At 51.0% G+C, this 26,024-nt stretch carries 25 protein-coding genes and 1 rRNA gene; 18 read left to right on the top strand and 8 right to left on the bottom strand.

Features of this window, described 5'->3' with window-relative positions; translation table 11 throughout:
• Positions 1-17: 17 nt before the first annotated feature.
• Positions 18-632 (bottom strand): V-type ATP synthase subunit D, encoded by a 615-nt coding sequence (locus OLM33_05055; GenBank protein ID MCW1713043.1) that lies wholly within the window; start codon positions 630-632, stop codon positions 18-20.
• A 193-nt stretch (positions 633-825) separates the two neighbouring features.
• Between OLM33_05055 and OLM33_05050 the strand changes: the two genes are divergently transcribed.
• Positions 826-1,815 (top strand): TIGR00303 family protein, encoded by a 990-nt coding sequence (locus OLM33_05050; protein MCW1713042.1) that lies wholly within the window; start codon positions 826-828, stop codon positions 1,813-1,815.
• 43 nt (positions 1,816-1,858) lie between these two features.
• Here OLM33_05050 and OLM33_05045 read toward each other — a convergent pair whose 3' ends face one another.
• From OLM33_05045 to OLM33_05030, 4 genes are read right to left on the bottom strand one after another with little or no spacing between them, the layout of a single operon-like run.
• Complete coding sequence (locus OLM33_05045) at positions 1,859-2,722, bottom strand: DMT family transporter (protein ID MCW1713041.1); 864 nt, start codon at positions 2,720-2,722, stop codon at positions 1,859-1,861.
• Positions 2,723-3,580 carry a M23 family metallopeptidase gene (locus tag OLM33_05040; protein MCW1713040.1) on the bottom strand — a complete coding sequence of 286 codons (858 nt, stop codon included), beginning with the start codon at positions 3,578-3,580 and terminating at the stop codon, positions 2,723-2,725.
• Positions 3,581-3,625: 45 nt separating this feature from the next.
• Positions 3,626-5,413: a ferrous iron transporter B gene (locus OLM33_05035; GenBank protein MCW1713039.1), complete on the bottom strand. Its 1,788-nt coding sequence runs from the start codon at positions 5,411-5,413 to the stop codon at positions 3,626-3,628.
• Positions 5,410-5,685 (bottom strand): ferrous iron transport protein A, encoded by a 276-nt coding sequence (locus tag OLM33_05030; protein MCW1713038.1) that lies wholly within the window; start codon positions 5,683-5,685, stop codon positions 5,410-5,412. Before OLM33_05030 ends, OLM33_05035 begins: the two co-directional genes overlap by 4 nt.
• Before the next feature lie 435 nt (positions 5,686-6,120).
• Between OLM33_05030 and ychF the strand changes: the two genes are divergently transcribed.
• The 10 genes from ychF (at position 6,121) to OLM33_04980 (ending at position 17,211) form a co-directional block, all read left to right on the top strand.
• Positions 6,121-7,215 (top strand): redox-regulated ATPase YchF, encoded by a 1,095-nt coding sequence (gene ychF / locus OLM33_05025; GenBank protein MCW1713037.1) that lies wholly within the window; start codon positions 6,121-6,123, stop codon positions 7,213-7,215.
• Between the two features lie 13 nt (positions 7,216-7,228).
• Complete coding sequence (locus OLM33_05020; protein ID MCW1713036.1) at positions 7,229-8,248, top strand: NADH:flavin oxidoreductase; 1,020 nt, start codon at positions 7,229-7,231, stop codon at positions 8,246-8,248.
• A 1-nt stretch (position 8,249) separates the two neighbouring features.
• A complete protein-coding gene (locus OLM33_05015) occupies positions 8,250-9,080 on the top strand; it encodes a M55 family metallopeptidase (protein MCW1713035.1) in 831 nt (276 codons plus the stop codon).
• A gap of 4 nt (positions 9,081-9,084) precedes the next feature.
• On the top strand, positions 9,085-9,996 hold the full coding sequence (locus tag OLM33_05010; protein ID MCW1713034.1) for an ROK family protein: 912 nt from the start codon (positions 9,085-9,087) through the stop codon (positions 9,994-9,996).
• Positions 9,997-10,001: 5 nt separating this feature from the next.
• Complete coding sequence (locus tag OLM33_05005; protein ID MCW1713033.1) at positions 10,002-10,991, top strand: D-glycerate dehydrogenase; 990 nt, start codon at positions 10,002-10,004, stop codon at positions 10,989-10,991.
• 163 nt (positions 10,992-11,154) lie between these two features.
• A complete protein-coding gene (locus OLM33_05000) occupies positions 11,155-12,024 on the top strand; it encodes a sulfite exporter TauE/SafE family protein (protein MCW1713032.1) in 870 nt (289 codons plus the stop codon).
• A gap of 94 nt (positions 12,025-12,118) precedes the next feature.
• Complete coding sequence (locus OLM33_04995) at positions 12,119-13,111, top strand: ornithine cyclodeaminase family protein (protein MCW1713031.1); 993 nt, start codon at positions 12,119-12,121, stop codon at positions 13,109-13,111.
• A gap of 67 nt (positions 13,112-13,178) precedes the next feature.
• A complete protein-coding gene (locus tag OLM33_04990; GenBank protein MCW1713030.1) occupies positions 13,179-13,838 on the top strand; it encodes a helix-turn-helix transcriptional regulator in 660 nt (219 codons plus the stop codon).
• 166 nt (positions 13,839-14,004) lie between these two features.
• Positions 14,005-15,900: a translational GTPase TypA gene (gene typA, locus OLM33_04985; GenBank protein ID MCW1713029.1), complete on the top strand. Its 1,896-nt coding sequence runs from the start codon at positions 14,005-14,007 to the stop codon at positions 15,898-15,900.
• Positions 15,901-17,211 (top strand): ATP-binding protein, encoded by a 1,311-nt coding sequence (locus tag OLM33_04980; protein MCW1713028.1) that lies wholly within the window; start codon positions 15,901-15,903, stop codon positions 17,209-17,211.
• An 81-nt stretch (positions 17,212-17,292) separates the two neighbouring features.
• Here the strand turns inward: OLM33_04980 and msrB are convergent, their stop codons facing one another.
• The 3 genes from msrB to OLM33_04965 all read right to left on the bottom strand — a co-directional run bounded on the left by msrB (position 17,293) and on the right by OLM33_04965 (position 20,052).
• Entirely contained in the window at positions 17,293-18,417 is a 1,125-nt protein-coding gene (gene msrB, locus OLM33_04975) for a peptide-methionine (R)-S-oxide reductase MsrB (GenBank protein MCW1713027.1), read from the bottom strand.
• A 76-nt stretch (positions 18,418-18,493) separates the two neighbouring features.
• Positions 18,494-19,402 (bottom strand): hypothetical protein, encoded by a 909-nt coding sequence (locus tag OLM33_04970; protein MCW1713026.1) that lies wholly within the window; start codon positions 19,400-19,402, stop codon positions 18,494-18,496.
• A gap of 26 nt (positions 19,403-19,428) precedes the next feature.
• Positions 19,429-20,052 (bottom strand): DedA family protein, encoded by a 624-nt coding sequence (locus tag OLM33_04965; GenBank protein ID MCW1713025.1) that lies wholly within the window; start codon positions 20,050-20,052, stop codon positions 19,429-19,431.
• Positions 20,053-20,373: 321 nt separating this feature from the next.
• On the opposite strand from OLM33_04965, the gene OLM33_04960 reads away from it, so the two are divergent.
• From OLM33_04960 to OLM33_04930, 7 genes are all read left to right on the top strand, one after another.
• The gene (locus tag OLM33_04960) at positions 20,374-21,369 is read left to right on the top strand and encodes an asparaginase domain-containing protein (protein MCW1713024.1); all 996 of its coding nucleotides are present in this window, start codon (positions 20,374-20,376) and stop codon (positions 21,367-21,369) included.
• Entirely contained in the window at positions 21,366-22,661 is a 1,296-nt protein-coding gene (gene rimO, locus OLM33_04955) for a 30S ribosomal protein S12 methylthiotransferase RimO (GenBank protein MCW1713023.1), read from the top strand. Before OLM33_04960 ends, rimO begins: the two co-directional genes overlap by 4 nt.
• Entirely contained in the window at positions 22,658-23,146 is a 489-nt protein-coding gene (locus OLM33_04950; protein ID MCW1713022.1) for a phosphatidylglycerophosphatase A, read from the top strand. The genes rimO and OLM33_04950 overlap by 4 nt, the downstream gene beginning before the upstream one ends.
• The gene (locus OLM33_04945) at positions 23,143-23,625 is read left to right on the top strand and encodes a CinA family protein (GenBank protein MCW1713021.1); all 483 of its coding nucleotides are present in this window, start codon (positions 23,143-23,145) and stop codon (positions 23,623-23,625) included. The genes OLM33_04950 and OLM33_04945 overlap by 4 nt, the downstream gene beginning before the upstream one ends.
• Before the next feature lie 38 nt (positions 23,626-23,663).
• Entirely contained in the window at positions 23,664-24,215 is a 552-nt protein-coding gene (gene thpR, locus OLM33_04940) for an RNA 2',3'-cyclic phosphodiesterase (GenBank protein ID MCW1713020.1), read from the top strand.
• A 61-nt stretch (positions 24,216-24,276) separates the two neighbouring features.
• Positions 24,277-25,413: a recombinase RecA gene (recA, locus tag OLM33_04935; protein ID MCW1713019.1), complete on the top strand. Its 1,137-nt coding sequence runs from the start codon at positions 24,277-24,279 to the stop codon at positions 25,411-25,413.
• A 488-nt stretch (positions 25,414-25,901) separates the two neighbouring features.
• A 16S ribosomal RNA gene (locus OLM33_04930) occupies positions 25,902-26,024 on the top strand; the annotation flags it as partial.

Raw genomic sequence — 26,024 nt, 5'->3', positions numbered from 1 at the left:
TTACCTCCGGAATTAGACTACTTTGCCTTTTTCTGAGCCATCTTCATTCTTGTGAAGTCTTCACGTTCGCCCTCTTCAAGGACGTCGGATATGAACCTTATGTCCGCCTTGTTTGATGGGATGACCACTTTTTCAAGAGCATTGACACGTCTGTGCGTCTTTCTTATCTGTACTGCAAGCCTGTATACGCTTGTCTCGACTTCTGCAAGCCGAGCGAGCAGCACCATTACCTTCCTGAATTTAGAGTATGCCGCATCCATCGCCCCGGAAGATCCGTAAAAAGAATAACTGGGTACGGTCTTGTCCGACAACGGGTCAACATCAGGGATCTCCACTCCCATTACAGAACGCAGACGGACAGTAATATCAGAAGTCAGGGGAACGGCTTCAGATATGTCTTCCACAGTATCTATCCCAAGAGAGACGTTTGCTTTCTGAAGCGCTTCGTATGCTTCTTTGAAAACACGCTCGACATCTCTCTGTATTGTTTTTGCCGAATCGATATATCTGACGAGCTCCATCATCAGCACCTGCCGTTTCTGATCGAGCAGGTCATGTCCCGACTGCGCCATCTTCATCGAACGGGTGAGTTTGACGAGGTTTCCTCTTGTAGGGGCCAGTTTTGTAGCCATAAGATCCTCCATTGCCAGATCAGGGTATCAGATAAAAATCATCAATGCCGAGTCTGTTCCGCAAAAACGTGCTAAAATTCCATACATGGCACAGGGCAGGCTCCAAAAAACAACAAACTCTGCCGGAAACAGAGACCACGAAATCGATTTTAACTCTTATATCTGAGTTAGTACAGGGGGTAAATATAAGCCTATGTTCATATTATTCATCAGCGAGACAGATCTGTCAAAAGAGAAAGGGCTCTCGGCCGCTGGGGCGAACGTCGAAGCGCTTCCCTATACCGCTCCCGCGGATGCGGATATGCTCTACTACGACAGGCCAAAGGTGATCGACTGTATACCTCTGGATCCGTTCGGCCACCCGACGCCGGCTCTTGTGACTAAAGCGGCCGTAATGGAAGGAAAACTTCCCGTCATGAACATTAGGGCCGGGACCTCGGTAGCCCCCGCTGCTCCGTTCAGGGATCTTGGAGCGGTCCCCGGAAGGGATCCCAGGGTAGGGCCCGCAGTGCCGGACTTCCTGAAGATCTCCGAAGAGGCTGCTGAGGCAGCCAAAGATCTTGCCGGGTCCGGCATTAAAAGATTTGTGCTTGCCGAATCAATTCCCGGAGGGACAACAACGGCCCTTCTACTCCTGAGGTCCCTCGGATACGACGGGACAGTCTCATCTGCGGGCCCCGTAAACCCGCTGCCTAAAAAGGAAGAGATCTGGAATGCGGTCGCCTCAAGGCTCGGCATCAGAACAGGCGGTATGAAAGGAAAGGGCCTCGCAGCGGCGGCGGAAGCGGGGGATCCGATGCAGATATCTGTAGCTTCCTTCGTATCCGCTCTTCCTGAAGATACCGAAGTGGTCCTTGCGGGAGGCACCCAGATGATGGCAGTCGCCGCACTGCTCAGGGACATGAAGGTAACGAGACCGCTGATGGTGGCCACGACCAAATATATATGTAATGACATAACAAGCTGTTTCGTCGAATATGCGGAGAGGATAGGCGTTGAATGGTACTCGGCCCCCCTCGACTTTTCTAAGTCGAGATTCCCGGGCCTTGCTGACTACGAAAAAGGTTACGTCAAAGAGGGCGTGGGAATGGGAGGATCAGTATGGTATGCGATCCAAAACGGCGCGACTTTGGAAAATATCACCAAACGGACTGAAGAACTCTACGCAGGACTTATCTCCTGAATCACCCGACAGTGAAAATGGGTACTCCTAAGAAAGCGGCGGGTCATCCCGCCGCTTTTGACGCCTTAAGCGTCGAATATAGAGCTGCAGCAAGGATCAGCGTTCCTCCCGCGAACTCGTTAAAAGAGGGTATTTCTATGAGAAAGAGGGCTGCGGCAACTATCCCGTATACTGATTCGAGGCTGGCTATCATCCCTGCAGTCTGTGCCCTCACGTGTTTCATCCCATTGATGAACATCGAATGGGCTGCCGCGGTAAAAAGCACCCCCAAAAGGATCAAAAGAGAAATGTTGGTGATAGTGAGTAAAGGCTTATATAAAAAGAAGGCCGGGAGCAGGACAAGAGTGGCTGTTCCCTGTTCGTAAAAGGCGATCAGTCTCCCGGGATATTTCTTTACGTATTTTCTGTTTATAAGTGACAGTGCAGCATAGGTAAGGCTGCATGTCATGCCCCATATGATCCCCATTGTCATGCTGTTGCTCAGATGGAACTCGGGTACTATTATCATTACCCCTATGAACATCACGCAGGCACAGAGAACATCGGCGATCTTGATCCGTTCTCCGAAGATAAGAGGTTCAAGGAACGTAATAAAAAGAGGAAACGTCGAAAATGTGAGGACACCTATAGCTACAGTTGAGACCTGGATGGAAAGGAAGAAAGTTGTCCAGTGGACAGCAAGTAAAAAACCTGCTGCCGCAAGAGCAGCCATGTCACGCCCCGAATCAAGCCTTATGCTTTTGCCCCTGTACCTGAAGAGAGCGTACATGGCAGTACTCGCAAAAAAGACCCTTCCAAGCGCTATTATGACTGCGGGCAGTCCGACATATCTGGCAAAAAGCCCGGAAAGGCCGAAAAGGACTACTGCGATATGTATCTCTATAAGACTCCTGGTCTTCTCCTGCATTTATGTCTCCTTCTCAAGAAGGGGAGCCGGGTCAAAGAATTCACCCCGCCACGACAGACTGAAATGAAGGTGCGGTCCGGTGACCCTACCGCTCTTTCCCGAGAGTCCTATGACTTCTCCCCTTTCTACGCTGCTTCCTAAAGATGTCGATATCTTTGACAAATGGCAGTAAAAGGATATGAGTCCCGCACCATGGTCAATGTATACGCACTTGCCCGCAAACCAGAAGTCTCCGGTCAGTATGACCCTGCCGGAAGCAGCAGCTTTTACGGGAGTCCCCAACGGGGCTCTCATGTCTACGCCTCCGTGCCTTCCTTTGAACTGGCCGTTTAAATACCTGCTCTTTCCGTAAACCGAAGAATAACTCCCGGTGACAGGTTTGAAGAGCGGAAGAAGCGGAGCAGATCCGGGAGTGTCGGTCTGTATGGCTGCCCTGCCGAGCCCGGCCTCTCTCTTTATCCGCTCGCTGAGGCTTTGGGGAGGTGTCAGTTTATCTGCCTCGACTTTAAGATTTTCCCTGGGGTATCTGTGTGTGGACAATTTTATATTATGTTTGATCTCCCGTAGCTCGCCTTCGATCATGCAGCTTATGCGAAGTTCGCTTGTCCCTGCTTTGGCGTTTTTCAGGTCTGTTCCCAAAAGGACGCTGAAAGCGCCGTTCTCCGGGGTCAGCAGGGAATCCTTTCCCTGCCACGAGACAGAAACGTTCTGCAAAGGCGAAACGGACCTGACCGTGACTAGGAATGGCTGGCCTATGTCTGCCTGTGAAGGGGCGGTGAAGGCCAGGGTCCTGTCAGCGGCAAAGAGGGAGGTCTCAAGAAAAAGCAGGATGATAAAGATAGTGACGGTCCTATTCACAGTGCTCCTCCTCCCTGATCTTTTTTAAGACCCGGATAAAATCTATTATAGTATGACTTTGAAGAAGAGGTTAAGAAGTCCTCCTGTGATCAGTGCCGCACTTATCATTATCCCCGAGCTCATAAGCATCCTTTTTGAGCCGAGCTCCTTCCATAGGATTATGAAAGTTGCTATGCAGGGGAATGTCATTGCGAGGACGACCACTGCTATGAGCATCTGTGATGCGGAAAGGCCGATCGGTATGAGAAGTCCCATAGCTATGTCCTTCCTGAATACTCCCATCACTATAGGTATCGCAGTCTCGGGCGGCAGTCCCAGGAATCCCTGGAATATAGGAGAGAGTACGACGGCTATCTTCTCCATCACTCCCAGAGTGTCAAGGATATTGACGAGGAAAATGCCGAGAAGGACCAGCGGCGTCGCCTCGTAGAGGAAATCCTTTATCCTGAACCAGAGTTTGCTTGACCATGCCTTTATGGAGGGCATCCTGTACGGTGGTATTTCAACGATCAGTTCGGGGCTGTATCCTTTGAGAGTGAGGTGCATAATTCGTCCAAGGACAAGCCAGACGCAGAAGAGGATGCCGTAAACGGCGGCCACATAGCCCATCCCGAACTCGCCGAGTGTAGCCGAAAGCATTGCCTGTATCGATACACAGGGAATGCCGACTGAGATAAGGGTCGCGGCTATAAACCTCTCCCTCTCCGATTCGAGGACACGGGTCCCGAGGATACCCGGAACATTGCATCCGAAGCCGAGCAAGGTGGGGATTATGGCGTATCCGTGTATGCCGAATCTGTGCAGCAGCGCATCAAAGACTACCGCCAGCCTTGGCAGGTAGCCGAAGTCCTCAAGGAAGCTCAGCCCCGAGTAGAAGGCTATTATGTAGGGAAGGACCATCCCGAACTCTACGTATAACCCTGTCGAGAGGACTCCCAGGCTCTGTTCCAGGTCTATCCCGCCATCGATGAGAGTCCCGATCAGGATATTCCTGAGCGGCCCCTCACCGAGCATCCCGCTTAGTTTCTCAAGGACAGGGATCCAGAAATTCTCAAATATCGGGTCTGTTACATAAATTATTATTCCTTCGCCAACAAACCTGATCGCCATAAATCCCAGGATCAGGACAAGGAAACCCATGACACCTCCAAGCACCGGGTGCGCAGAGACGTCCTCTATCCTGTCCATTGTCGTATGGTGCCTGTGTGTGACGGTCTGGACTTTTGCTATTATCTCGCCTATGGCCTGCCATCGTGCCTCTTTGGTCATCGGCTGAAGCGGACTGACCCTGGCCTCGTCCATTTTTGATATCAGTTCGCTGAGCCCCTGCCCTGTGACCGCAACTGTCGGGATCACAGGTACGCCCAATTCTTCCTCGAGCTTCGGAAGGTCTATAAGAATGCCCCTGTGTCTTGCTTCATCCACCATGTTGAGCGCAATGACGACAGGGATGCCGTGCTCAAGGACCTGCATTGCCATGACAAGGTTCCTCTCAAGCGCAGTTGCGTCAATGACCAGGATGATAACATCAGCTCCGTCGTCCAGTATCCGGCGCGCGATCACCTCAGCCTCGTTTGTAGGATCAAGTGTGTATGCTCCCGGTACGTCTGTAAGCCTGGCAGTTTTGCCTCCGTACCTCATCGTCCCCTCGGTGAAGCCCACGGTAGTGCCCGGATAATTCGAAGAGAGGGCATGCGTTCCCGTGAGCCTTGAGAAGAATACGCTCTTTCCCACGTTTGGGTTCCCCATCAAGAGTACCCGTCCACAGTCTCCGGGAAGCGACGGGCATTTTTTGCCTCCGCTGCTGCAGAGGCTGCAGTCTCTGCAGCTCATATGAACTTAGGCCATAGACGGCTCTTTTCAACGGCAGGCCGCTCTGGACGATCTTCGCCCTCGACTTCTATCTTTCCCGCGATGGCGTGGGCGACAGCGAAATGGCGTCCGTCAAGGAGAAGAGTTATGGGACCTCCAAAAGGCATACCGGATACTTTCTGTATTCTTTTGCCCACTCTGAGTCCCAGTGCTTCAAGGCGTTCTCCCGCTTCCCCCGCGGGGATGCTCTTAATTACAGCACTTTCCTCGTCTTTTACCTGCAAGAGGTTCATTTATAACAGTCCTCCATTGTCATCTTCAATTAAGGTTGCTTATGGCTAACCGATTATCCTACGGCACTATTGCCTTGTCAAGAAATATTAGACCTATTTTAGGCATAACATTCCTTATTGTGATCATGGCGAATATCCGCTTATGATCAGCTTTTGCCGGCTTTTACCATGATCCTGCCCCTGCATGGCGCCTATAAAGGCCGAATAAAATAGGTGATATCCGCAAGTACCGGCAAGAAGGCACTCTGACCTGCTGTTCATGCTTAGGGCCCCGATTGCTCGGCACGGGCTCTTTGTAGTAGACTTAGAGAGACAGTATATGTATATAGATGTCTGTTGTTGGATATGAGGCTGAAGGTGCAGGGTTTTGAGTTTACGGCCTTTTGTGAGATGATAAACGATCAACGTGAGAGATAAGAATGGAGTGGTATTGGGATGCTGCACTGCGGGATAGTCGGGCTGCCACTTAGCGGCAAATCTACGGTATTCAATGTTATTACGAGAGCGGGAGCAGAGGTCAAGCCCTATGCTGGAGGCAAGACAGACCCCAACAAGGCTGTCGTCGAGGTTCCAGATAGAAGGTTCGACTTTCTGGTCGAGGTCCACAAGCCAAGAAAGGTGACCCCTGCCCAGGTCGAATTCGTCGATCTTGCCGGACTCTCAAGGGGAGCCGGAAAGGGAGAGGGACTTGGTAATTCATTCCTCTCGTTCGTTGCTGACGCAGACGCTCTGATACAGGTCATCAGGTGTTTCGCAAACAAGACGGTCGAGCATCCGGAGGGAAGCATAGATCCTATAAGGGACTGGGATATCATTGAGAACGAACTGATCTTCCGCGACCTTGCCGTCATAGAAAACCGACTTGGGAAGCTTAAGGCAAAAAAGAAACTTACTTCGGAAGAGGAGACTGAAAAGAAGCTCCTGGATATGTGTTTTGAATGTCTGCTGGAGGAAAAACCGCTGCGCAGCATGGAGCTGAAGCCGGCGGAATGGCGTCTGCTGAGGGGATTTTCATTTGTCACATCAAAACCTGAAATAATACTTCTCAACCTCGATGATTCACAACCAGACGAGACGAAGATACCTAAGTGGGATGAGCTTAAAAAGAGGGCGGATGAACAGGGAGTTAAGCTGTGTAGCCTGTACGGAAGCCTTGAAATGGATATCGCAGAGCTTGAAGAGGAGGAGGCCGCCGCCTTTACTGAAGGCCTTGACATAACTGAGCCGGGCAGGGAAAGGCTGATAGAGGAAGCCTACAGGGTGCTTGGTCTGATCAGCTTTTTCACATGCGGTCCTGACGAAGTGAGGGCATGGACTCTTCATGACGGAGACAACGCAGTAGATGCCGCCGGAGCGATCCATTCCGACCTTGCCAGGGGATTCATAAGGGCCCAGGTGGTCGCCTTTGACGACTACAAAAAGCACGGCAGTTCCTTCGACGAATGCAGGAAGGCCGGATGCCTCAGGCTTGAAGGCAAAGAATATCTTGTCAAAGACGGGGATATCATAGAGATAAGGTTCAACGTCTAAAGGTGATGGGAAGATGATCTTCGAACCGATCGAACTTAAGGGCAGCCTGCTGAAGAACAGGGTCATATCTGCCCCTCTTGCATCTTCAAGCTCAATGGATGACGGCTCTCCCTCAGAGAGATCCCTGGAAATTTACAGGCGCTTTGCCTCGTCGGGAGCAGCCCTTTTTGTTGTTGAGCACCACGCTGTCACTGTTTCAGGGAGGACAAGGCCGGCACAGTTCCTTGCCGACAGCGACGTGACCGCAAAGAAGCATTCTGCGGTCTCAGCAATTCTAAAGGGTGGAAATGCACTGTGCCTTGCTCAGATCAACCACGCAGGGGCTAAGATAGCGGACCGGGGAGTCTTTGATATGGAGGGATACCGGCCTCTCTCCCCTTCGGGCATACCTGTCGGGGACCAGTGGGAAAAGAGCGGGCGTAAGCCGGAAACGATGACGCGCGGCGAGATCAGGCGTACCGTGGAAGATTTCGTAAACTCAGCCGTACGGATGGTCAGGATCGGCGGTTATGACGGGATCCAGATCCATGCCAGCCACGGCTACCTGATCGGACAGTTTTTAAGCCCGCTGACCAACAGACGCGACGATGAATATGGAGGCACAGACCGCAAGAGAGCCAGGCTCCTATATGAGATAACAGATGCTGTAAGACAGTCCCTAAACGATGCCCCGCTCTCCGTCCGGTTGGGCGCGGCTGACTTTCTTCCGGGTGATAAGCCTGTTGGGCTTTCTCTTGACGAGACAGTGCCTGTTGCCCGGGAGCTGGTCAACCTTGGCGTCGACATGATAGGCATCTCGGGGAATCTATGCGGATATGGGATCGACCGTAATGACAGCGCCTACTTTGCTCCCTATGCCCAGAGGATAAAGACATCAGTCGGATCCTCGGCCCTTGTTGAATGTACCGGGGGTATAAGGGATGTTTTTACTGCCGAAAAGATCCTCAGGGACGGAGTATGCGACCTTGTAGGCGTTGGGAGGCAGATGCTCAGGGATCCCGGCTTTCTTGCAGGATGGAAGGAGTCATGCTGATTTGAAGGTATACATAAGCTCGGATATGGAAGGTTCTACGGGAATAGTATCGTCAGAACAGGTCACTTCAGGCAAACCCGAGTACGCATTCGGATGCAGGATGCAGCTGCACGACACACTGGCGGCAGTGAGAGCCGCTCTCAGCTGGGGGGCTGACTCCGTAACGGTCAACGACTCCCACGACAGGATGATCAATCTTGATCCCTCAATGTTCCCCGGGGGTGTTTCCCTGATCAGCGGCAGCCCAAAGATACTTGGGATGGTGGAGGGGGTAACAGGGCATGATGCGGCGATCTTCATGGGTTACCACGCAATGGCCGGGACAGAAAAGGCCGTGCTTGACCACACCTATGACTCCAAAGTCGTATACGGACTCAAAGTGAACGGCATCAGGCTGGGAGAGACGGGACTCAACGCTCTTTTCTGCGGCGCACTTGACGTGCCTGTCGCAATGGTCGCGGGCGACACCGCAGTTTGTTTTGAGGCATCCAGCCTGCTTGGAAGCACTCTCGTCACATGCGCCCTGAAGGACGGGCTCGGCAGGAATGCCGCAGTTACCAGGAGCCCCGATGATACGTCGTCCCTGATATCGGGAGCAGTCAAAAAAGCCCTTGATGCTGCATCGGCAGGAGAGAGCCCGGTTCTGAAGATGGAGGCACCGTACAGGGCAGAGCTCACCTTCCATACCACGGCACAGGCAGACGCGGCCGGACTTGTCCCGGGAAGTGAAAGGATATCGGGAAGGTCCATGGTCTTCACGACTGATGACATTTTTGAAGTCAGGCGCTGGTACTCTTCATCTATCGACTGCGCATCACTGGCGGAACATTAGGAAGATGCTGTCTGTAGGAGTCGACCTCGGAGGACATACGATATCCGCGGCCCTGGTTGAAAGAAAGGGCGAGACTGCTCGCATGCTCTCAAGGGCCGACAGGGAGACTCCCGGGAGCAGGGGGCTTGATGAAGTCGTTCAAATTATTGCGGGCATGGTAGATGAGGTCTCGCAGGGGAGGCAGATCTCCTTTGTCGGGATAGGGATCCCCGGTTTTTTAGACAAGACACGAAGGAAGATAACCAGACTCACCAATTTTTCCGGCCTTGAGAATGTCTATTTTCTTGAACATCTCGCACCTGCACTGAATAGACGCGGGCTCTCTCCTTTGATTGGCATGGAGAATGACGCGAACTGCTCTGCCGTAGGTGAGGCCTTCTGCGGTGCGGCAAAGGGATGCCGCGATTTTATCGTCTTGACTCTAGGCACAGGAATAGGCTCCGGCATATTTGTGAACGGCGGGCTGCTCACCGGTGCCCATGGGATGGCCGGGGAGTCCGGCCATATGACCATATCCGGAAAGAGCGATATGAGCTGCGGATGCGGAAGCGCAGGGCATCTGGAGACGATCGCTTCCGCGGATTACATTGAACGGGGTGCCCGGCAAGAGGGACTTCCTCCGAATTTCAGGCTGCTATGGAATATGAGGGATGACAAAAGAGCAGATGCGCTCATCTCGAACGCGCTTGATGCTCTGGCCGGAGGCATAGCCTCGCTGGTCGTTGTGCTGGATCCGGAAAAGATCATATTGAGCGGAGGCATGAGCAAATCCGAGGGACTGGCGGAGGAAGTCAGAGCAAGGACGCTCAGGTGGCTCCCGCTCCCGCTCAGGGAACAACTGAGAATAGAGGCGTCCGCACTGGGGACCGAGGCTGCCCTTTACGGGGCCGCTTCTATAAGTATGCTTGAGAGGTGATGTTGATGTCCTTGCCAAAAGTTTTTATGACCCAGAGGATACAGGATGTTGGAATGTCGATCCTTGAAGGCAGGGTGGACCTTACCCTTTGGAGCGAAGAAGGACGTCCCGATCCGGAGGCTGTGATGAGGGACCTGCCTTATGCAGACGGCCTGATAATGACGATGGGAATAGCAATGGACAGGAGCTTCTTTAAAATGGCGGAGAGACTAAGGGTCGCGAGCCTGTACTCTGTCGGTTACGACAACGTGGACATAAAGGCAGCGACCGAATTTGGCGTGATGGTGACAAATACCCCCGGAGTACTTACGGACGCGACGGCTGATACCGCCCTTATGCTGATGCTTATGACGGCCCGGAAGGCCAGGGAGAACGAGAAGATAATGAGGGAGGGCGGCTGGACACATTGGTCCCCGAACCAGTTTGTAGGGAAAGACCTCTCGGGTTCTGTTCTCGGAATAGTGGGCTTTGGTGACATCGGCCGGGCCGTCGCCAAAAGGGCCGCAGCCTTTGGCATGAAAGTCATATACACCGGCAGATCTCGCAAAATCGAGCACGAAGAACAACTCGGAGCCGAATACCTTCCATTGGAAGAACTGCTGAAGAGAAGCGATTTCGTATCACTGAACTGTGCCCTTACGAATGAGACTTCGGGCCTCATCGGTGAGCGTGAACTCAGGATGATGAAAAATGATGCGGTCCTCATCAACACGGCACGGGGTGCCGTCGTTGACCAGAAAGCGCTCTTCATGGCATGTTCTGAGGGGTGGATATACGGAGCCGGCCTCGATGTCTATGAAAAGGAGCCCGTTCCCATGGACGAACCTCTGCTTGAGCTTGAGAACGTCGTCATGATGCCTCATATAGGGAGCGCCGCTAAAAGGTCCAGGGAAGGGATGGCCCGCCTTGCGGCGACGAACCTGGTGGAAGCGCTTGAGGGCCGGGTACCTCCTAACCTTGTAAATCCCGGTGTTTTGATAGAAAAGCGCCCCTGAAGATAGGCAAGTAAACAAACAGATCACCGCCGGCATTATAAATGCGGTGATCTGTTTGTTTTAACAGCGAAAATATAAAAAATTGTATAGTTGACAAAAATGTGTATCGAGTGCTACTATTCCTATAGTGAATTAAATCACATTAAACTGGAGGCTGGTAAGTATGGTAAAAATTCTGCTCTTGCTGATCGTGTTGGTCAATGGGCTGTTCGCATTCCGTTTCTTCACGGATTTCATGAAACACAAGAAGGAAGCATGGGCCGAACCCGGGAATAATGTCCTGCTGGCTGTCTGGGGAGCGGTATGCTTCTTCTTCTCAACATTCGGTATTTCAGACTTTGCCCTTTCAACGGTCCTTTACCGGGCCAGGAAACTTATTGACGATGCCAAGCTCCCCGGCACCCTGAATACGCAGTGCGCGATCCCCGTAGCTGTAATGGCCCTTGCATACATATCATCGATACAGGTGGACCAGATGACCCTGATACTCCTTATAATCTCCCAGATGACAGGAGCCTACTTCGGCCCCCGTTTCGTCGTTAAGATGCCTGTCAGACACATAAGGATGTTCATGGGAGTCGGACTGGTACTCGCGGCGTTTTTCGTCGTTGCAGGCAAATTCGGACTCTTGCCTTCAGGCGGCGAGGCGACAGGCCTGACCGGCGGCAAGCTTGTTCTCGGCATGGTCCTTCTGCTTATATACGGTGCCCTCAACAACGTAGGAGTAGGGTCGTATGCTCCCACGATGGCGACGGTCTATGCCCTCGGACTCAACCCGGCGATAGCATTCCCTGTCATGATGGGTGCCTGCACATTCTCAGTCCCGGTCGGAGGGATGGAGTTCGTAAGGCTTGGACAGTACGGACGGAAAATAACGCTTTTCAGCAGTATATTCGGTATACTCGGAGTCCTTGCCGCGGTATTCATCGTCAAGAGCCTAGATACCAGCATGCTCCAGTGGGTGGTCGCGGCAGTCATCCTGATCGCCGGCCTTGATCTGCTCCGGAACGCGTTCACAAAGGATAAAAATTAAATTGCAGGTTTTTTTACGGTTTGCGGTCTTTTCAATGAAGTATAATAAAATCAGGATCGAAAAGACTTAAAAGCTCGGGAGAGGAGTGCAGCAGATGTTACTGTTATCAAGAGAAGACATTCTTTCGGTATTTACAATGAGAGACGCCATAGAGGCAGACAAAAGGGCCTTCGTCCTGCACACGAAAGGGAAGGCTGTAGTGCCCCTTCGGATAAACATAGAGACAGAGTCGAAGGAAGGTCAGTGCATGTTCATGCCGGCCTATGTCGGAGGAGAGCTAAACATGGCCGGAGTGAAGCTGGTATCTTATTTCCCCGCCAATGCCGAGAAAGGCATACCGGTCGTGCCGGCGACCGTTCCCCTCATAGACGGGACAACGGGACTTGTGACCACTATCGTAGAGGGGACGACCCTGACACAGATAAGGACGGCCGCAATATCTGGCGCCGCAACGGAGCTTCTGTCTAATCCCGACAGCAAAGTGGCGGCCCTCTTCGGAACAGGCGGGCAGGCAGCGGCACAGCTGGAGGCGCTCATGACAGTCAGGAAGCTTGAAGAAATAAGAATATTCGATGCCCTTCCCGGACGCGCTGCAGCTTTTGTGGAAAAGCAGCAACAGCTTGCGGACCGCTTCGGCGTAAAACTTATCGAAGCCGCCTCTTCCAAGAAAGCCGTTACAGATGCGGATGTGATAACAACTGTCACGACCTCTGCGACCCCGGTCTTCTCGAACGACGATATCAAGCCCGGATGCCACATCAACGGTGTCGGTTCCTACACTCCGGAGAAGAGGGAACTTCCAGCGGAACTCTTACGGAGGGCCGGCAGGATATTTGTCGACAACCGTGAAGCAGTCCTTTCAGAGGCAGGAGATTTCATCATCCCGATGAAAGAGGGCCTCTTCTCTTCAGATTCGATAGCGGGAGAGCTCGGAGAACTGATACTTGGCAATGTTGAAGGACGACGCTCAAAGGACGAAATAACCATTTTGAAGACCGTGGGATTTGCAACGCTAGACATAGTGGCCGCGGCTGAAATAGTCAAAAAAGCGACTGAAGCCGGAGTAGGAACAGTTATCAAGCTCTAATCAAACGAACCATACTGACGGGGGAAGAGTTATACCTATCCCCCGTCGTTTTTTGCGAGGCGAGGAAATGTCAAAAAAAGTACATCCATTACTTCAGCCCATGATACCGATCGTCGAGCTTTTGGGAAAAATGCTCGGGAGCGACTATGAGATAGTTCTTCATGATGTCTCTGACGGAAATACCTCCATAGTGGCCCTGGTCAACGGAAATCTTACCGGCAGGGACATAAATGCCCCAATGACCGATTTCGGAAAGTTCCTGATGTCCAATCCAATGTCGGTTGAGGTCAACTACATTGCTAACTACCCCTCCGAAGCGGGCAATGGCAGGCCGATGCGATCCGGTGTAGCGCTCATAAAGGATGAGGACGACAAACTCGTGGGATTCCTCTGCATCAACTATGACATGACAAAGGCGAGCATGCTGAAGGATATGGGTGATTTCATGATGAAAACGATACCCCTTTCCTTTGAAAATGTTCGGACTGAGAAGTTCAGCGGCGTCAGAGGAGACCAGACACTGATAGAAAAGGCGAGAAAGAAATTTGGCAAGCCGCTGAGTTTTTTAAACAGCGAAGAGAGGAAACAGTGTATAAGGTACATGGACGGACTGGGCTTTTTCAAGCTCAAAGGATCGATCGAAAGCCTGGCAAAAGAGATGGGCAGGAGCCGCTATACCCTTTACGCAGACCTTAGGTCAGCCAGGAAAGAAGAGGACCCGAAATAGCCCGATCCATTATGGTCTAAGCCGCCCGCAGGGGCGGCTTAATTTTTTTGACTTGTCCTCCCTTTTAGTGATATAATTCCCGTTTGTCGAATGTTGTTATGATGTTAATTTTTTAAAAAACCTGTGCCGTATTTGCGGTAATCTGCAGGTGAAGGGAACAAAAATAATGCAGGATTCATCAAAAATAAGGAATATTGCCATAATCGCCCACATCGACCACGGCAAGACCACCCTGATAGACGGCATTTTTAAGGCAGCCAGGCTTTTCAGGGATAATCAGGTAGTGGAAGAGCGTGTAATGGACGCAGGAACCATCGAACGTGAGCGAGGGATAACGATAAAGGCGAAACACTGCACGGTCGAGTGGGGCGGGTACAAGATAAACATAGTCGATACCCCCGGACATGCCGACTTTTCAGGAGAGGTCGAAAGGGTCCTTTCAATGGTCGATTCAGTCCTGCTTCTCGTTGACGCAAATGAAGGCCCGATGCCCCAGACGAGATATGTTTTGATGCGCGCTCTTAAGCTCGGACTGAAGCCTATCGTAATAGTCAACAAGGTAGACAGGCCCAATGCCGACCCAGACGGCGCACTTGACAAGACTTTCGACCTTTTTATAGAACTTGGTGCCACGGAAGAACAGTGCGACTTTACAGTCCTTTACGGATCCGGCCTCCAGGGGTGGTTCGTCGACGATCTAAATAAAAGGGAAGATAATACGAAAGCAGGCATGGATGATCTTTTCAGGACGATCATTGATAAAGTTCCGGCGCCCGAAGCTGAGATGGACAAGCCCTTCCTTATGCAGGTCTGCACACTTTCCTGGAGCGAATATCTGGGAAGGATAGGATGCGGAAGGATCCTTCAGGGGACTTTTCGCAAGGGTGACAGGATAGTAAGGACCCATACAAGATGGAAGGACTACGATCAGACGGACTGGGAGACAGTCTCAACAGAGACTTCCACATGCACGCACCTTTATGTGACGAACGGCCTTGTCAAAACAGAGGCAGATGCAGTAGGCGCAGGCGATATCGTCTGGTTCACAGGACCCGAAAACATCGATCTTGGAGATACGATAAGCGCTCCGGAGATCTCAGGAGAGGTGCTCCACCCACTTGACATAGAAGAGCCGACCGTATCTATGTTCTTCCTCGTCAACACCAGCCCCTTTGCCGGTCAGGACGGAAACGCCATAACCCTGAGACAGCTGAGGACGAGGATAGAGAGGGAGACCAAAACGGACCCGGCACTCCGCATGGATGATCTTGGCCGCCCTGACGGGATAAAGGTATCGGGCAGGGGCGAGCTCCATCTGGGCATACTGATCGAGGAGATGCGCAGGGAGGGCTCCGAAATATGTGTCTCAAGGCCTGAAGTAATAGTGCAGTACGACTCCAGGGGCAAAAAACTCGAGCCAATGGAGGAAGTCATCATAGACGTTCCGGAAGAGTATCAGGGTATAGTGATCCAGAAGCTTGCCCAGCGCAAAGGCGAGCTTAAAAACATGGAAAATGGCGGTACAGGTGTTCTGAGGCTTAATTTCCGGATCCCGACAAGAGGGCTGATCGGATACAGGGGAGAATTCCTCACCGACACCAGGGGACTTGGAATTCTCGCCTCAAGATTCGTCGGTTACGGCGAATGGGTGGGAGATATCGCCTCAAGGAGCAGGGGATCGCTTGTCAGCATGGACAGCGGGACCACTACAAGCTATGCGCTTGACAACCTGCAGGAGCGGGGAACTCTTTTCGTGAAGCCCGGTGAACCCGTCTATAACGGACAGGTAGTCGGGGAGAGTTCGCGCAACAAAGATCTTCCGTGCAACCCCAGTAAGAAAAAACAGCAGACCAATCACAGGTCGGCGACGAAGGACATGACGACAGTGCTTGACGTGCCGAGGATCATGACTATAGACACCGCGCTGGAATGGATCAGCGACGACGAACTCGTCGAAGTTACCCCTTTGAACGTGAGGATACGCAAGATGATACTGAACGCGGATGAACGCAAAAAAGCCAGAGCCAAGGCAGGAATAGTTGATTCAGAAGAGGACGAATAAGTGAAAGCTGAACTTATGGCCTTAAGGGAGTTCGAAAAAGACGAGGTTTTTGCCTGCATATCCGGCCTGATAAAGAGCGCCGGTCAGATAGACGACGGATACAAGCAGGAAGCGGTATCCTGGTACTGTGATTCAGTGTGCCAGATGGCTGAGGCTGCCGAGATGATGGGTATATGTGGCAACTTGTGGCAGTCATGGCTGGCAATGCTCTTCGCAAAGACCGAAACACCCTTCTCCCTTGCGCAGGAACGCAGGAAAGAGCTTGATGGCACGCTTTCCAGAGTTGTAAAAGATGACCTTGAGACAATACGCTTCTACTTCAATTTTGATCTTAAGCTTATAGACGAGGACCTTGAGGTCGATGCGTTCGCCAGGTTTGGTGACTATGAGCCGCTTCGGCTGGAAAATGGAGCATTGGAAAGGAATGCCGGCCATGTGGTCCAGGAATTTGTTGATTCGCTGAGAAATGCGCCGGATACAGAGACATTTTACGGAGAGATCCTCAGGTTTCATTACATAAGAGGCTCAGGGCAGTACGCGCTGAACAAAGCCTTCAGGTGGGACGGCAGGAGGGTAGAACTGATCCCCGTCACCAACACCGAGGATATCACCCTCGAGGGTCTTGTTGGATATGAGGAGCAGAAGAGCGTGCTCGCAGACAACACTCTCGCATTCCTGGAAGGCAGGCCTGCCAATAACGTCCTCCTTTACGGCGAGAGCGGTACCGGCAAATCATCCACCGTGAAGGCGCTTCTTAACCGCTTTGCCCCGCAGGGATTGAGAATGGTGGAGGTCTACAAGCACCAGATCGAAGACCTGTCGGCGATCGTGGACCTTGTTAAGGGCAGGAACTATAAGTTCGTCATCTTTATGGACGACCTCTCCTTCGAACATTTCGAGGTCGAATATAAGTACCTCAAGGCTTTCATTGAGGGAGGGCTTGAAAAGAGGCCGGACAACATCCTCATATATGCCACTTCAAACAGACGCCACCTGATGAAGGAGACCTGGGCGGACCGTGATGACAAGTATGAAGATATGCACGAGTCCGAGACAATGCAGGAGCGGATGTCGCTCGTAGACCGCTTCGGCCTTCTGATAAGGTACTTCTCCCCCGAACAGGAGGAATATCTGAATATAGTTATGACTCTTGCGAAAGAGTATGGGGTCGAAGCCTCCGAGGAGGAACTGATACTGGGGGCCACTCAGTGGGAACTCAGGCACGGCGGTTTTTCCGGCAGAGCGGCCAGGCAGTTTGTGGAGTTTATGGCCGGAAAAACAGAGCAGCTGCTCCCTTATGCTGTAAAATAAGCTTATAAAAGCGGGTCCCCGGAGATATTCTTTTCTTCCGGGGACCGTTTTTTTTTGTACCTCAGACCGCTTGCCGGGGGATCACTCAGTGTATTCCCTGAGGTATCCGTATCCCTCTCTTTCCATGTCCGCGAAGGGTATGAACCTCAGTGATAGGCTGTTGATACAGAATCGGACTCCGTTCGGAGAATCGGGGTCACCGTAAAACACATGTCCCAAATGAGAATTTCCTGCCCTGCTTCTTGCCTCTGTCCTTCTCATACCGAAGGAATCATCCTTCAGATAAACAATTGTGTTCGGATCTATAGCCTTTGAAAAAGCCGGCCATCCACATGGACTCTCAAACTTGTCCTTTGAAGAGAAAAGCGGTTCGCCTGTTATGATATCGACGTAAATCCCCTTTTCTTTGTGATCCCAGAATTCGTTCCTGAAAGAGGGTTCCGTTCCGGAATCGACCGCTACGTAATACTGTTCTTTTGTCAGTTTTTTTCTGACTTCATCGTCAGAGGGCCTTCTGTATTTTGCGGGATCTACTATTATTTTCTCCGCCATTTTTATCTCTGCCGGAGTTATGTGGCAGTATCCCCCCGGATTTTTGTCGAGATAGTCCTGATGGTACTCTTCAGCATCGTAAAATGACTTCAGAGGTTCTGTCTCTACTGCGAAGTTTTTATGGCGGGCCCTCTCAACGCCTGCAACATGGGCAACAGTCGCTCCCGATCTTTCATCCGTATAATATACTCCCGTCTGATACTGGCTTCCTATGTCGTTGCCCTGCCTGTTTCTCACGGTCGGGTCTATTGCAGCGAAGAAAGTAAAAAGTATCGCATCCAGGCTTATCCTGTCCTCACTGTATTCCACCCGCACCGTCTCGCGGTACCCGGTCCTGCCAGTGCAGACTTCCTTATATGTGGGCCTTAGCGATGGATCCCCGTTGGCGTATCCGCTTGTGCCCCTTATAACACCCGGTATGTTCTGCATCAGTTTTTCCAGCCCCCAGAAACAGCCTCCGGCCAGGTACATGACACCTATCCCGTCTTCTTTTTTGTATGTCTCATCTTTAAAGTCCATCTCCATTTTTTCGTCCTCCTTATTTGTTTTGGAAGCGGATGCGGTTTTCTGTGCAGCATTAGCCGGCCCTTTTATGTCAAAGGGCTCCCAAAGGATCATTACGGTCAGCAGTATAACGGCAACGATCTTTTTCATTCCGGCCGCCTCCTTGCTTTTCCTCCGCTATATTGCAGAGGATGCGGCGATGTCTGCCGCATTTTTTTGTGTCAGGTCACCTGAGGAACTTTTTTTTCTTAAAGATCCAAAGGCATCCTATGACAACAATCATACTTAATATGAGGACGTAAAGGTATCCGTAATGCCAGTGAAGTTCGGGCATGTACTGAAAATTCATGCCGTACCAGCCGGCTATCAAGGATAGCGGGAGGAATATTGCGGTCACTACTGTCAGGACCTTCATTACGATATTCTGCCTGATGTCTATCTGGGTTTGGTATGCTTCACTGATCTGGAGTGAGTATTCTCTAAGCATCTGTGTTTCCTGGCGAAGTCTGTGCACTCTGTCCGAGAAGTGTTTGAGCAGCCTCAGTGCAGACTCCTCAAATATATCGTTTTCGTTTTCCAGAAGCACCAATGCAACGTCACAGAGCTGTGAATAGTAATGAGAGCTTGATAGGATCTCTTTTCTGATCGAGACTATGGAGCGCATAAAGCCTACTAGTTTGTCAGAAAGCACCGAGGCCTCAAGTTTTGCAAGTCTGTCCTCGATGCCCTCCAGATACAAAAGGTCATTTTCAACAAGTGTTTCCATAAAGGTATAAAAGAAATGTCCGACTGAGGGTTCGCGCCATGAAACGCTCTTTTCTGTTTTTTCGATCAGGCTGGCGGCCAGGCCGGAGTCGTCAACAAAGATAATTCCTGAACTGTTTATGTAGTAAGAGAAGGCCATCTCTTTGTCAAAGTATTTTTTGTCAGGAACGGAGAGAGTTCCCGAGAGCATTTCCTCGTGTACTTCAGCCTTGCAGAAGTGGGGTTGCGGGTAGTGCGGCATAGCATAGCGGTCGAATGCCGGTGGCAGCGCGTCCTTTTCCAATCCATCGGCGGTAAGCACGGCAACAAAAGGTTCCGTGACTCCTCCTTCTTCGATCCTGACAAGCTTTTTCCCTATCAAATAATACACGGCATTACCTCCTTGGGAGGATTTGATCAGTCTGACTTGTTGTTTTTTGCCGCTTCTTTTTTTCTGTATCTCCAGATGTATGCCGCAGTCAAAATGCCGCATGCGGCTATCAGCAGTACGGATATCTTTCTTATCTCCTGGTGGATGATGTCCTGGTTGCTGCCAAGAAAGTATCCTGTAAGTGCGAGTACGACCACCCATATTCCCGAGCCCAGCGCGGTGTAGAGGCAGAATTGCCCCAAAGGCATCCTGGCAAGTCCTGCAGGAAGCGAGATGTACTGCCTGATCACCGGGATAAGCCTTCCGGTGAAGGTACTTATGTGCCCATGTTTAAGGAAGAAGACCTCAGCTTTATCAAGCGATTCATGTGTAACAAAGAAATATTTACCGTACTTCTCAAATATCGGTCTTCCCCATTTGACGGCTATCCAGTAATTGAAAAGGCCCCCAAGGATACTTCCCGCTATTCCGGCCAGTATTACAAGCAGCAGGTTCATCTCGCCTTTCCATGCCAGATACCCTGCGGGAGGGACTACGACCTCGCTGGGAAAAGGGAAAAATGATGATTCAAGGAACATCAGACCGACGATCCCGGGGTACCCCATGTGTCCGATGACATCGACAAGCCAGTTTACAAGTGAAGAAAACATTGCTGACAGTGCGGATAAAGCTTCCAAATTTCATTTCCTCCCGTTATTGAATTGAATAATACATACATGGCATCCGCTTGCGTACGGATGCATTTCATCCGTCGGTTATGTGTGTCTGTCTGCTCCGCAGCATTCATAGTAAGATAAACTGAAAAAGATCAAAAGTCTACAGGAATTTTATGTACTAGCTGTATGCTAAGAATTTTCCCCGCAGGTCAGGCGTCCATAAGGATATAATTCCGTTTGTAAGGCGGATGACTTTGAGATAAAATGCACGTGGGAGATCGGCATGTCTCCCGGCATTCGGATGGAGGAATAGATTTGGAACAGAATACGAAGCTTGCTTTGGTGATCGCCGGCAATTTTTCCGGAGATGAAGAAAACGCTGATCCGTGCACGCTTTTAAACTATTTGCCCGAAGACATCGTCGATTGTTGCCAACTGATCGAATGGAGCTGCCAGCCCAGTAACCATTACTCTATGAAACTTACCGCAGAGATGGAGGAGATGTTTGATACACTCGTCTCAGACGGATACACGGGCATAATCGTGATTTCCGGAAGCGGGGTCATGGAGGAGATGGCATATCTTACCGATCTCCTCTGGAAACATCCTGAGCCGGTGATATTTGCCAACCTTATGGTACAGGGACGTGCCGGGCTCAAAGAGGGCCTGATGAATCTGAGGTGTTCCGTTCTTGCTGCCCTTTCAGAAGAGGCAAGGGAGAAAGGTGTCCTTATATGCTCAAGCGGCGAACTCTTCGCGGCATCGGAAGCGGTCATGGTCGATCCCACCAGTACTGACAACGCATTCCAGTCTCCTGAAAAAGGTTCGGTAGGTAAAATGCTGAACGATGAGGTCAAATTTTTACGCAATGTCAGAAGGCCCGGTTTCCTTGCAAGAAAGCCCGAGGCACCTGCTGCAGTCGAGCTTGTCTATGCCTCGCTTGGGGGCGGTGAAAGGATCATCTCGTCCCTTGCCTCCAATAAAGAGATACAGGGGCTTGTTCTGGCAGGATTCGGCACCGGCAATGTCCCGCCCTCATGGATCCCTCACATCAGAAACATTCTAAGGAAAAGGATACCGGTGGCCATCGTGTCGAGGTGTTTTCAGGGACATGTGGCGAAGGCCAACTACTTCGAGGGATGCTATATGAAACTGCTGGAGATGGGAGTTATGTCAGGAGGAAAGCTGAACCCTTACCAGGCGAGGATAAAAATGGCCTTAGGAATAGCTGCGGGACTTACCGAACAGGGACTTAGCCTATACATGCTTAATCAGCCTGTAAGCGAAGACTCACAGCTCCTTTATAAATGAAAGTATATTGTCTGAGCCTCGGATGCGCAAAAAACAGGGTCGACAGCGAGTGCCTGGCCGGAGAGCTTGAGCGTGCCGGACATGTGCTTGTCGATGACATAGGGTTTGCCGATGTCGGAATAGTAAATACCTGTGGATTCATACAGCCCGCGACTGAAGAAAGCATAGCCGCGATACTGGACCTTGAGCAGCTCAAGAACGAGGGCAGGTTAAAAAAGATCGGTGTCGTCGGATGCCTTGTAAACAGGTATTCAGACGATCTGATCAAAGAGATGCCGTCGGTGGACTTCTGGGCAAGGAGCGAAGACTGGGCTTCCGTGATCAGGAGCATGGGCGGCCTTCCTGAGAAGAATAGGTGCAGGGGGAGACTTCCCTCATCGTCAAAAATAACCAGATATCTGAAGATCAGCGAGGGGTGCGGCAATAAATGCACATACTGTGCTATACCGGGAATAAGGGGAGGGCTCAGAAGCCTCTCCATAGATACTCTTGTCTGCGAAGCTGATCAGCTTGTTAAAGAGGGCGCATCGGAACTTTGTGTCGTTGGCCAGGACCTCACTGTTTACGGGGCCGACATCTATGGACGCGAGTCACTGACAGTTCTCCTGGACGAACTGGAAAGGGCCCTTCCTAAAAATATATGGCTTAGGCTTCTCTACCTTCATCCAAGCAGGATCACAACAGCACTCCTGGAGCGGGTCGCCTCAGGGATACAGATCCTTCCCTATCTTGATATACCGATACAGCACGCTGATCCTGAGATCCTTTCAGCAATGAACAGGAAGATATCGCCGGAAGAACTCACCTCAATATTTAATACGGCCAGGAGCATAAATGACGACTTTGCCCTCAGGACCACCTGCATGGTAGGCTTCCCGGGCGAAAAAAAGCGTCATTTTGACAATCTGCTTGCTTTTGTCTCCGCAACGCGCTTTGACAGGATTGGGGCCTTTGCCTTCTATCCGGAGGAGGGTACAGAAGCCGAAAAGATGGAGGGCCGGGTTTCTGACAGTGTCAAACAGAAACGGCTCAAAAAGCTTATGGTACTCCAGGAAGAGATATCCGCGGAACGCCAGGAAATGTTTGTGGGCAGAGTGATGGATGTCCTAGTCGAGAGGGTGGACAGGGAGGCCTCTTTTGCTGAAGGAAGGAGTTTCCGGGAGGCTCCTGAAGTAGACGGACTTGTAGAGATAAGGAATATAAGCGATAAAATAAAGGAGGGAGACATCGTCAAAGTCAGGATGACGGAGGCGATGCCCCACGATATGGTCGGAGAAGAGTTGATTCAATGATACTTATACCTGAAATGAAGACATGGTACGGGATGATATCCACGCTTGGAACGCTGGGCAGGTTCAGCAAGATGCCCGGGACCCTGGGATCGATGGCGGCATGCGTAGTCTGGATAGCTTTCGGAGGACTGCCGATCTGGGCCATAGCATCAGTTGCCGTTATCGGGACCATAGCTGCCGATAAGTACGAAAAGGCTGTGGAAAGGGAAGATCCTCCTGAAGTGGTAATTGATGAGGTCGCAGGATGCTGGATCGCATGTTGGGGATTTGAACCCACTTATGCGATAGTTGGCCTCTTTCTCTTCAGGATAATCGACATAACAAAACCGTTTCCTGTAAGAGAGATGGAAAGGCTGCCCGGGGGCATCGGAATAATGGCCGATGATATAGCCGGGGGCATAATGGCCAACCTCCTTCTCAGAGCCATGACGTGGTTATTCTTCGGCGGAGGCATGGAAACTATTCTGGGACTGGTGGGAAAATGAAGGCTAACTTAAAACAGCTGGCGGAAAAACTGGTTGCTGAAGCATCTTTAAAAGGACTGACAGTCTCCCTTGCAGAATCATGTACAGGCGGGATGATAGCTTCTTCGTTAACCGACATTCCCGGAGCTTCCGGAGTATTTCTCGGATCCGCGGTGACATACAGCAACGAGGCAAAGATCAAAATACTTGGAGTCGACGCGGGCACAATAGCAGAGCATGGCGCGGTAAGCGCCCTGTGCGCAGAGAAAATGGCAGAGGGTGCAAGAAGGATATTCGGGTCTGACGTGGCATTAAGTGTGACCGGAATAGCAGGACCTGACGGCGGCAGCGAAGAAAAGCCGGTCGGAACGGTCTGGTTCGGCATGTCCACCAAAGAAGCGACCAATACCTTTAAGAAAAAATTCAGCGGCAAGAGGGCTGACATAAGGAACTCGGCGGTAAAAGAAGCACTTGTCTCCCTTTTGGAAAGGATGCAGTAAAAATGGCAGGGTGAATCCCCTCTTTTTCAGGAGTTCTCCTGAGGACATTTGTCTGTATCTCGATCCCAAAGCCTCAGTTGAAGGTCCTTTCAGGCTGGCTCTCAGCAAGAAGGCGCGATTCGCATGAGTTCAGATGGGCCTCTCCCGAGACCATGCACATTACCATCAAGTTCTGCGGGGAAAGGCCGCCTGAAACAGTTGACCTGTTTCTGGAAAATTTGAAAAACATCAGGAACAGGGGGCCCTTCGAAATAAATATCAAGGGTATAGGCGGATTTCCCGATCTCATAAGGCCGAAAGTGCTCTGGGCCGGCGTCAGCGGAGATACAGAGGCCCTCTCTGATATCAGGAACGAAGTTGAAAAAGCTGCACACAGGGCGTTCATACCCGGAGAGAACAAGAAGTACACGCCGCATATCACTCTGGGTCGCAGAAATTCAGACCGGGCACTTACTCAAGAGGCACTGCTCCCGATGCAGAGAACACAGCCGTTCACAGAGCCATGGACAGTAACGGAGATCATACTGATGAGAAGCGAGCTCTCTCTGACAGGTCCGAGGTATACCCCGCTGGGTCTTTTCAAAATATGACATACTGTATATAATGTATTTGTAATCAAATAGCGCAAAATAGATACGGGGAGGCAATCGGATGGCCAAGAGAAAAGATTCGGTAACCAGAGAAGACATACTTGAACAGGCGTTGATCGAGATAAGAAGCAAGTTCGGTGACGGAGCGATAATGCGACTGGGCGATGAGGTCCAGCGTGTTGCAGAGGTTATCCCCAGCGGCATACTCTCTCTTGACGTCGCGCTTGGAATAGGCGGGATCCCCAGGGGCAGGGTAGTCGAGATATTTGGCCCCGAAGGCGGCGGAAAGACTACGATAGCTCTTCATGTTCTCGCTGAGGCTCAGAGAAAGGGAGGGCTTGCCGCATTTATAGATGCGGAACATGCCCTTGACCCGCGTCTTGCGGCTTCGGTGGGGGTGGACACGGCAAACCTTTACATGTCACAGCCTGACAGCGGAGAACAGGCTTTCTACATACTCGACACCCTGGTCAGGAGCGGCGCATTTGACGTCGTAGTGGTCGACTCCGTTGCAGCATTGACTCCTCAGGCTGAGATAGACGGCAAGATGGGTGAGGGAAGCAACCAGATGGGTCTCCACGCGAGGTTGATGTCCTATGCACTGAGAAGGCTGACAGCCGCGATCTCAAAGAGCAACACGACAGTCATATTTATTAACCAGCTGCGTGCGCAGATAAGCGCAGGCTACGGCGCGGGACCCACCGAAACTACCACCGGAGGACGCGCACTGAAGTTTTACAGCTCTGTCAGGATCGAGGTAAAGAGGGGAAAACAGGTCACCCAGGGAGAAAACGTTATAGGCCACGAACTTTGGATAAAGGTCGTTAAAAACAAACAGGCTCCGCCTTTCCGCACTGCACACACCACACTGATATATGGCAAAGGTGTTCCCAAGGCAATGTCAGTCCTTGACATGGCAATCGACAGGGAGGTCGTGAAGAGGAAGGGGTCATGGCTTGCCTACAAAGGCGAGACCCTTGGACAGGGCAAAGAGGGAGTCGCCGCATATATGGATGAGCATCCGGAACTTATGGAAGAGATAACAAAGGATGTCCTCCATAAGGTAGCAGAGGGCCTAGGTCTCCTGACCGAGCCTGCCGCAGATGAAGATGAACCCGTTCCCGGCAGCGTTGAGGATTCCGTGGAAGCTCTGCTAGAAGAGGGAGTCTTGAAGCTCGACATTGCGGAGGACGAATAAACGAAAGTATCAATGATTACCGTTTGCTTGACTACTAAGTACATTCACTGAAAAAATAATCTGTCATTATAAATCTGGGTGTACCGAGAATAACGGTACACCCAGATTTATTTTAATGTGAAATATTTGTAAGGTACGTATAAGACAATAATTGTAATATAACATTATAAGTATGATTTTAAATACCTTCAGATATCTTTAGCGCACATAAGAGTCTAATTGTATTTATTGACAGTCACACCAATCATCTATAGAATACCTCTTGCACTCTCCGGCGCAGGCCGGTCGAGGACGCACCATGACAGTTGAATACAGGGAAAAGCAAAAGGATATATATGGTTAACGTATCATGTATATAGTCTTGAGGGAGTATTCGAATTAATTCGGATATTTTTTGAGAGGCGAGGAAGATAAAGAGCAAAGAAGTCAGCGACTGAGACGGATATTGGACCTTAAATGGGAAGATATTCGAAAAGCACACCCAGAATCAAACGGAGAGTTTGATCCTGGCTCAGGACGAACGCTGGCGGCGTGCTTAACACATGCAAGTCGAACGGGAGTATTGAAGAAGCTTGCTTTAGAGATACTTTAGTGGCGGACGGGTGAGTAAC

The sequence above is a fragment of the Synergistaceae bacterium DZ-S4 genome, from assembly GCA_025943965.1.
GTDB lineage: Bacteria > Synergistota > Synergistia > Synergistales > Synergistaceae > Caenicola > Caenicola nitritireducens.
The sequence above is the reverse complement of the archived record's forward strand: the minus strand, read 5'-3'. Positions and strand labels throughout refer to the sequence as shown.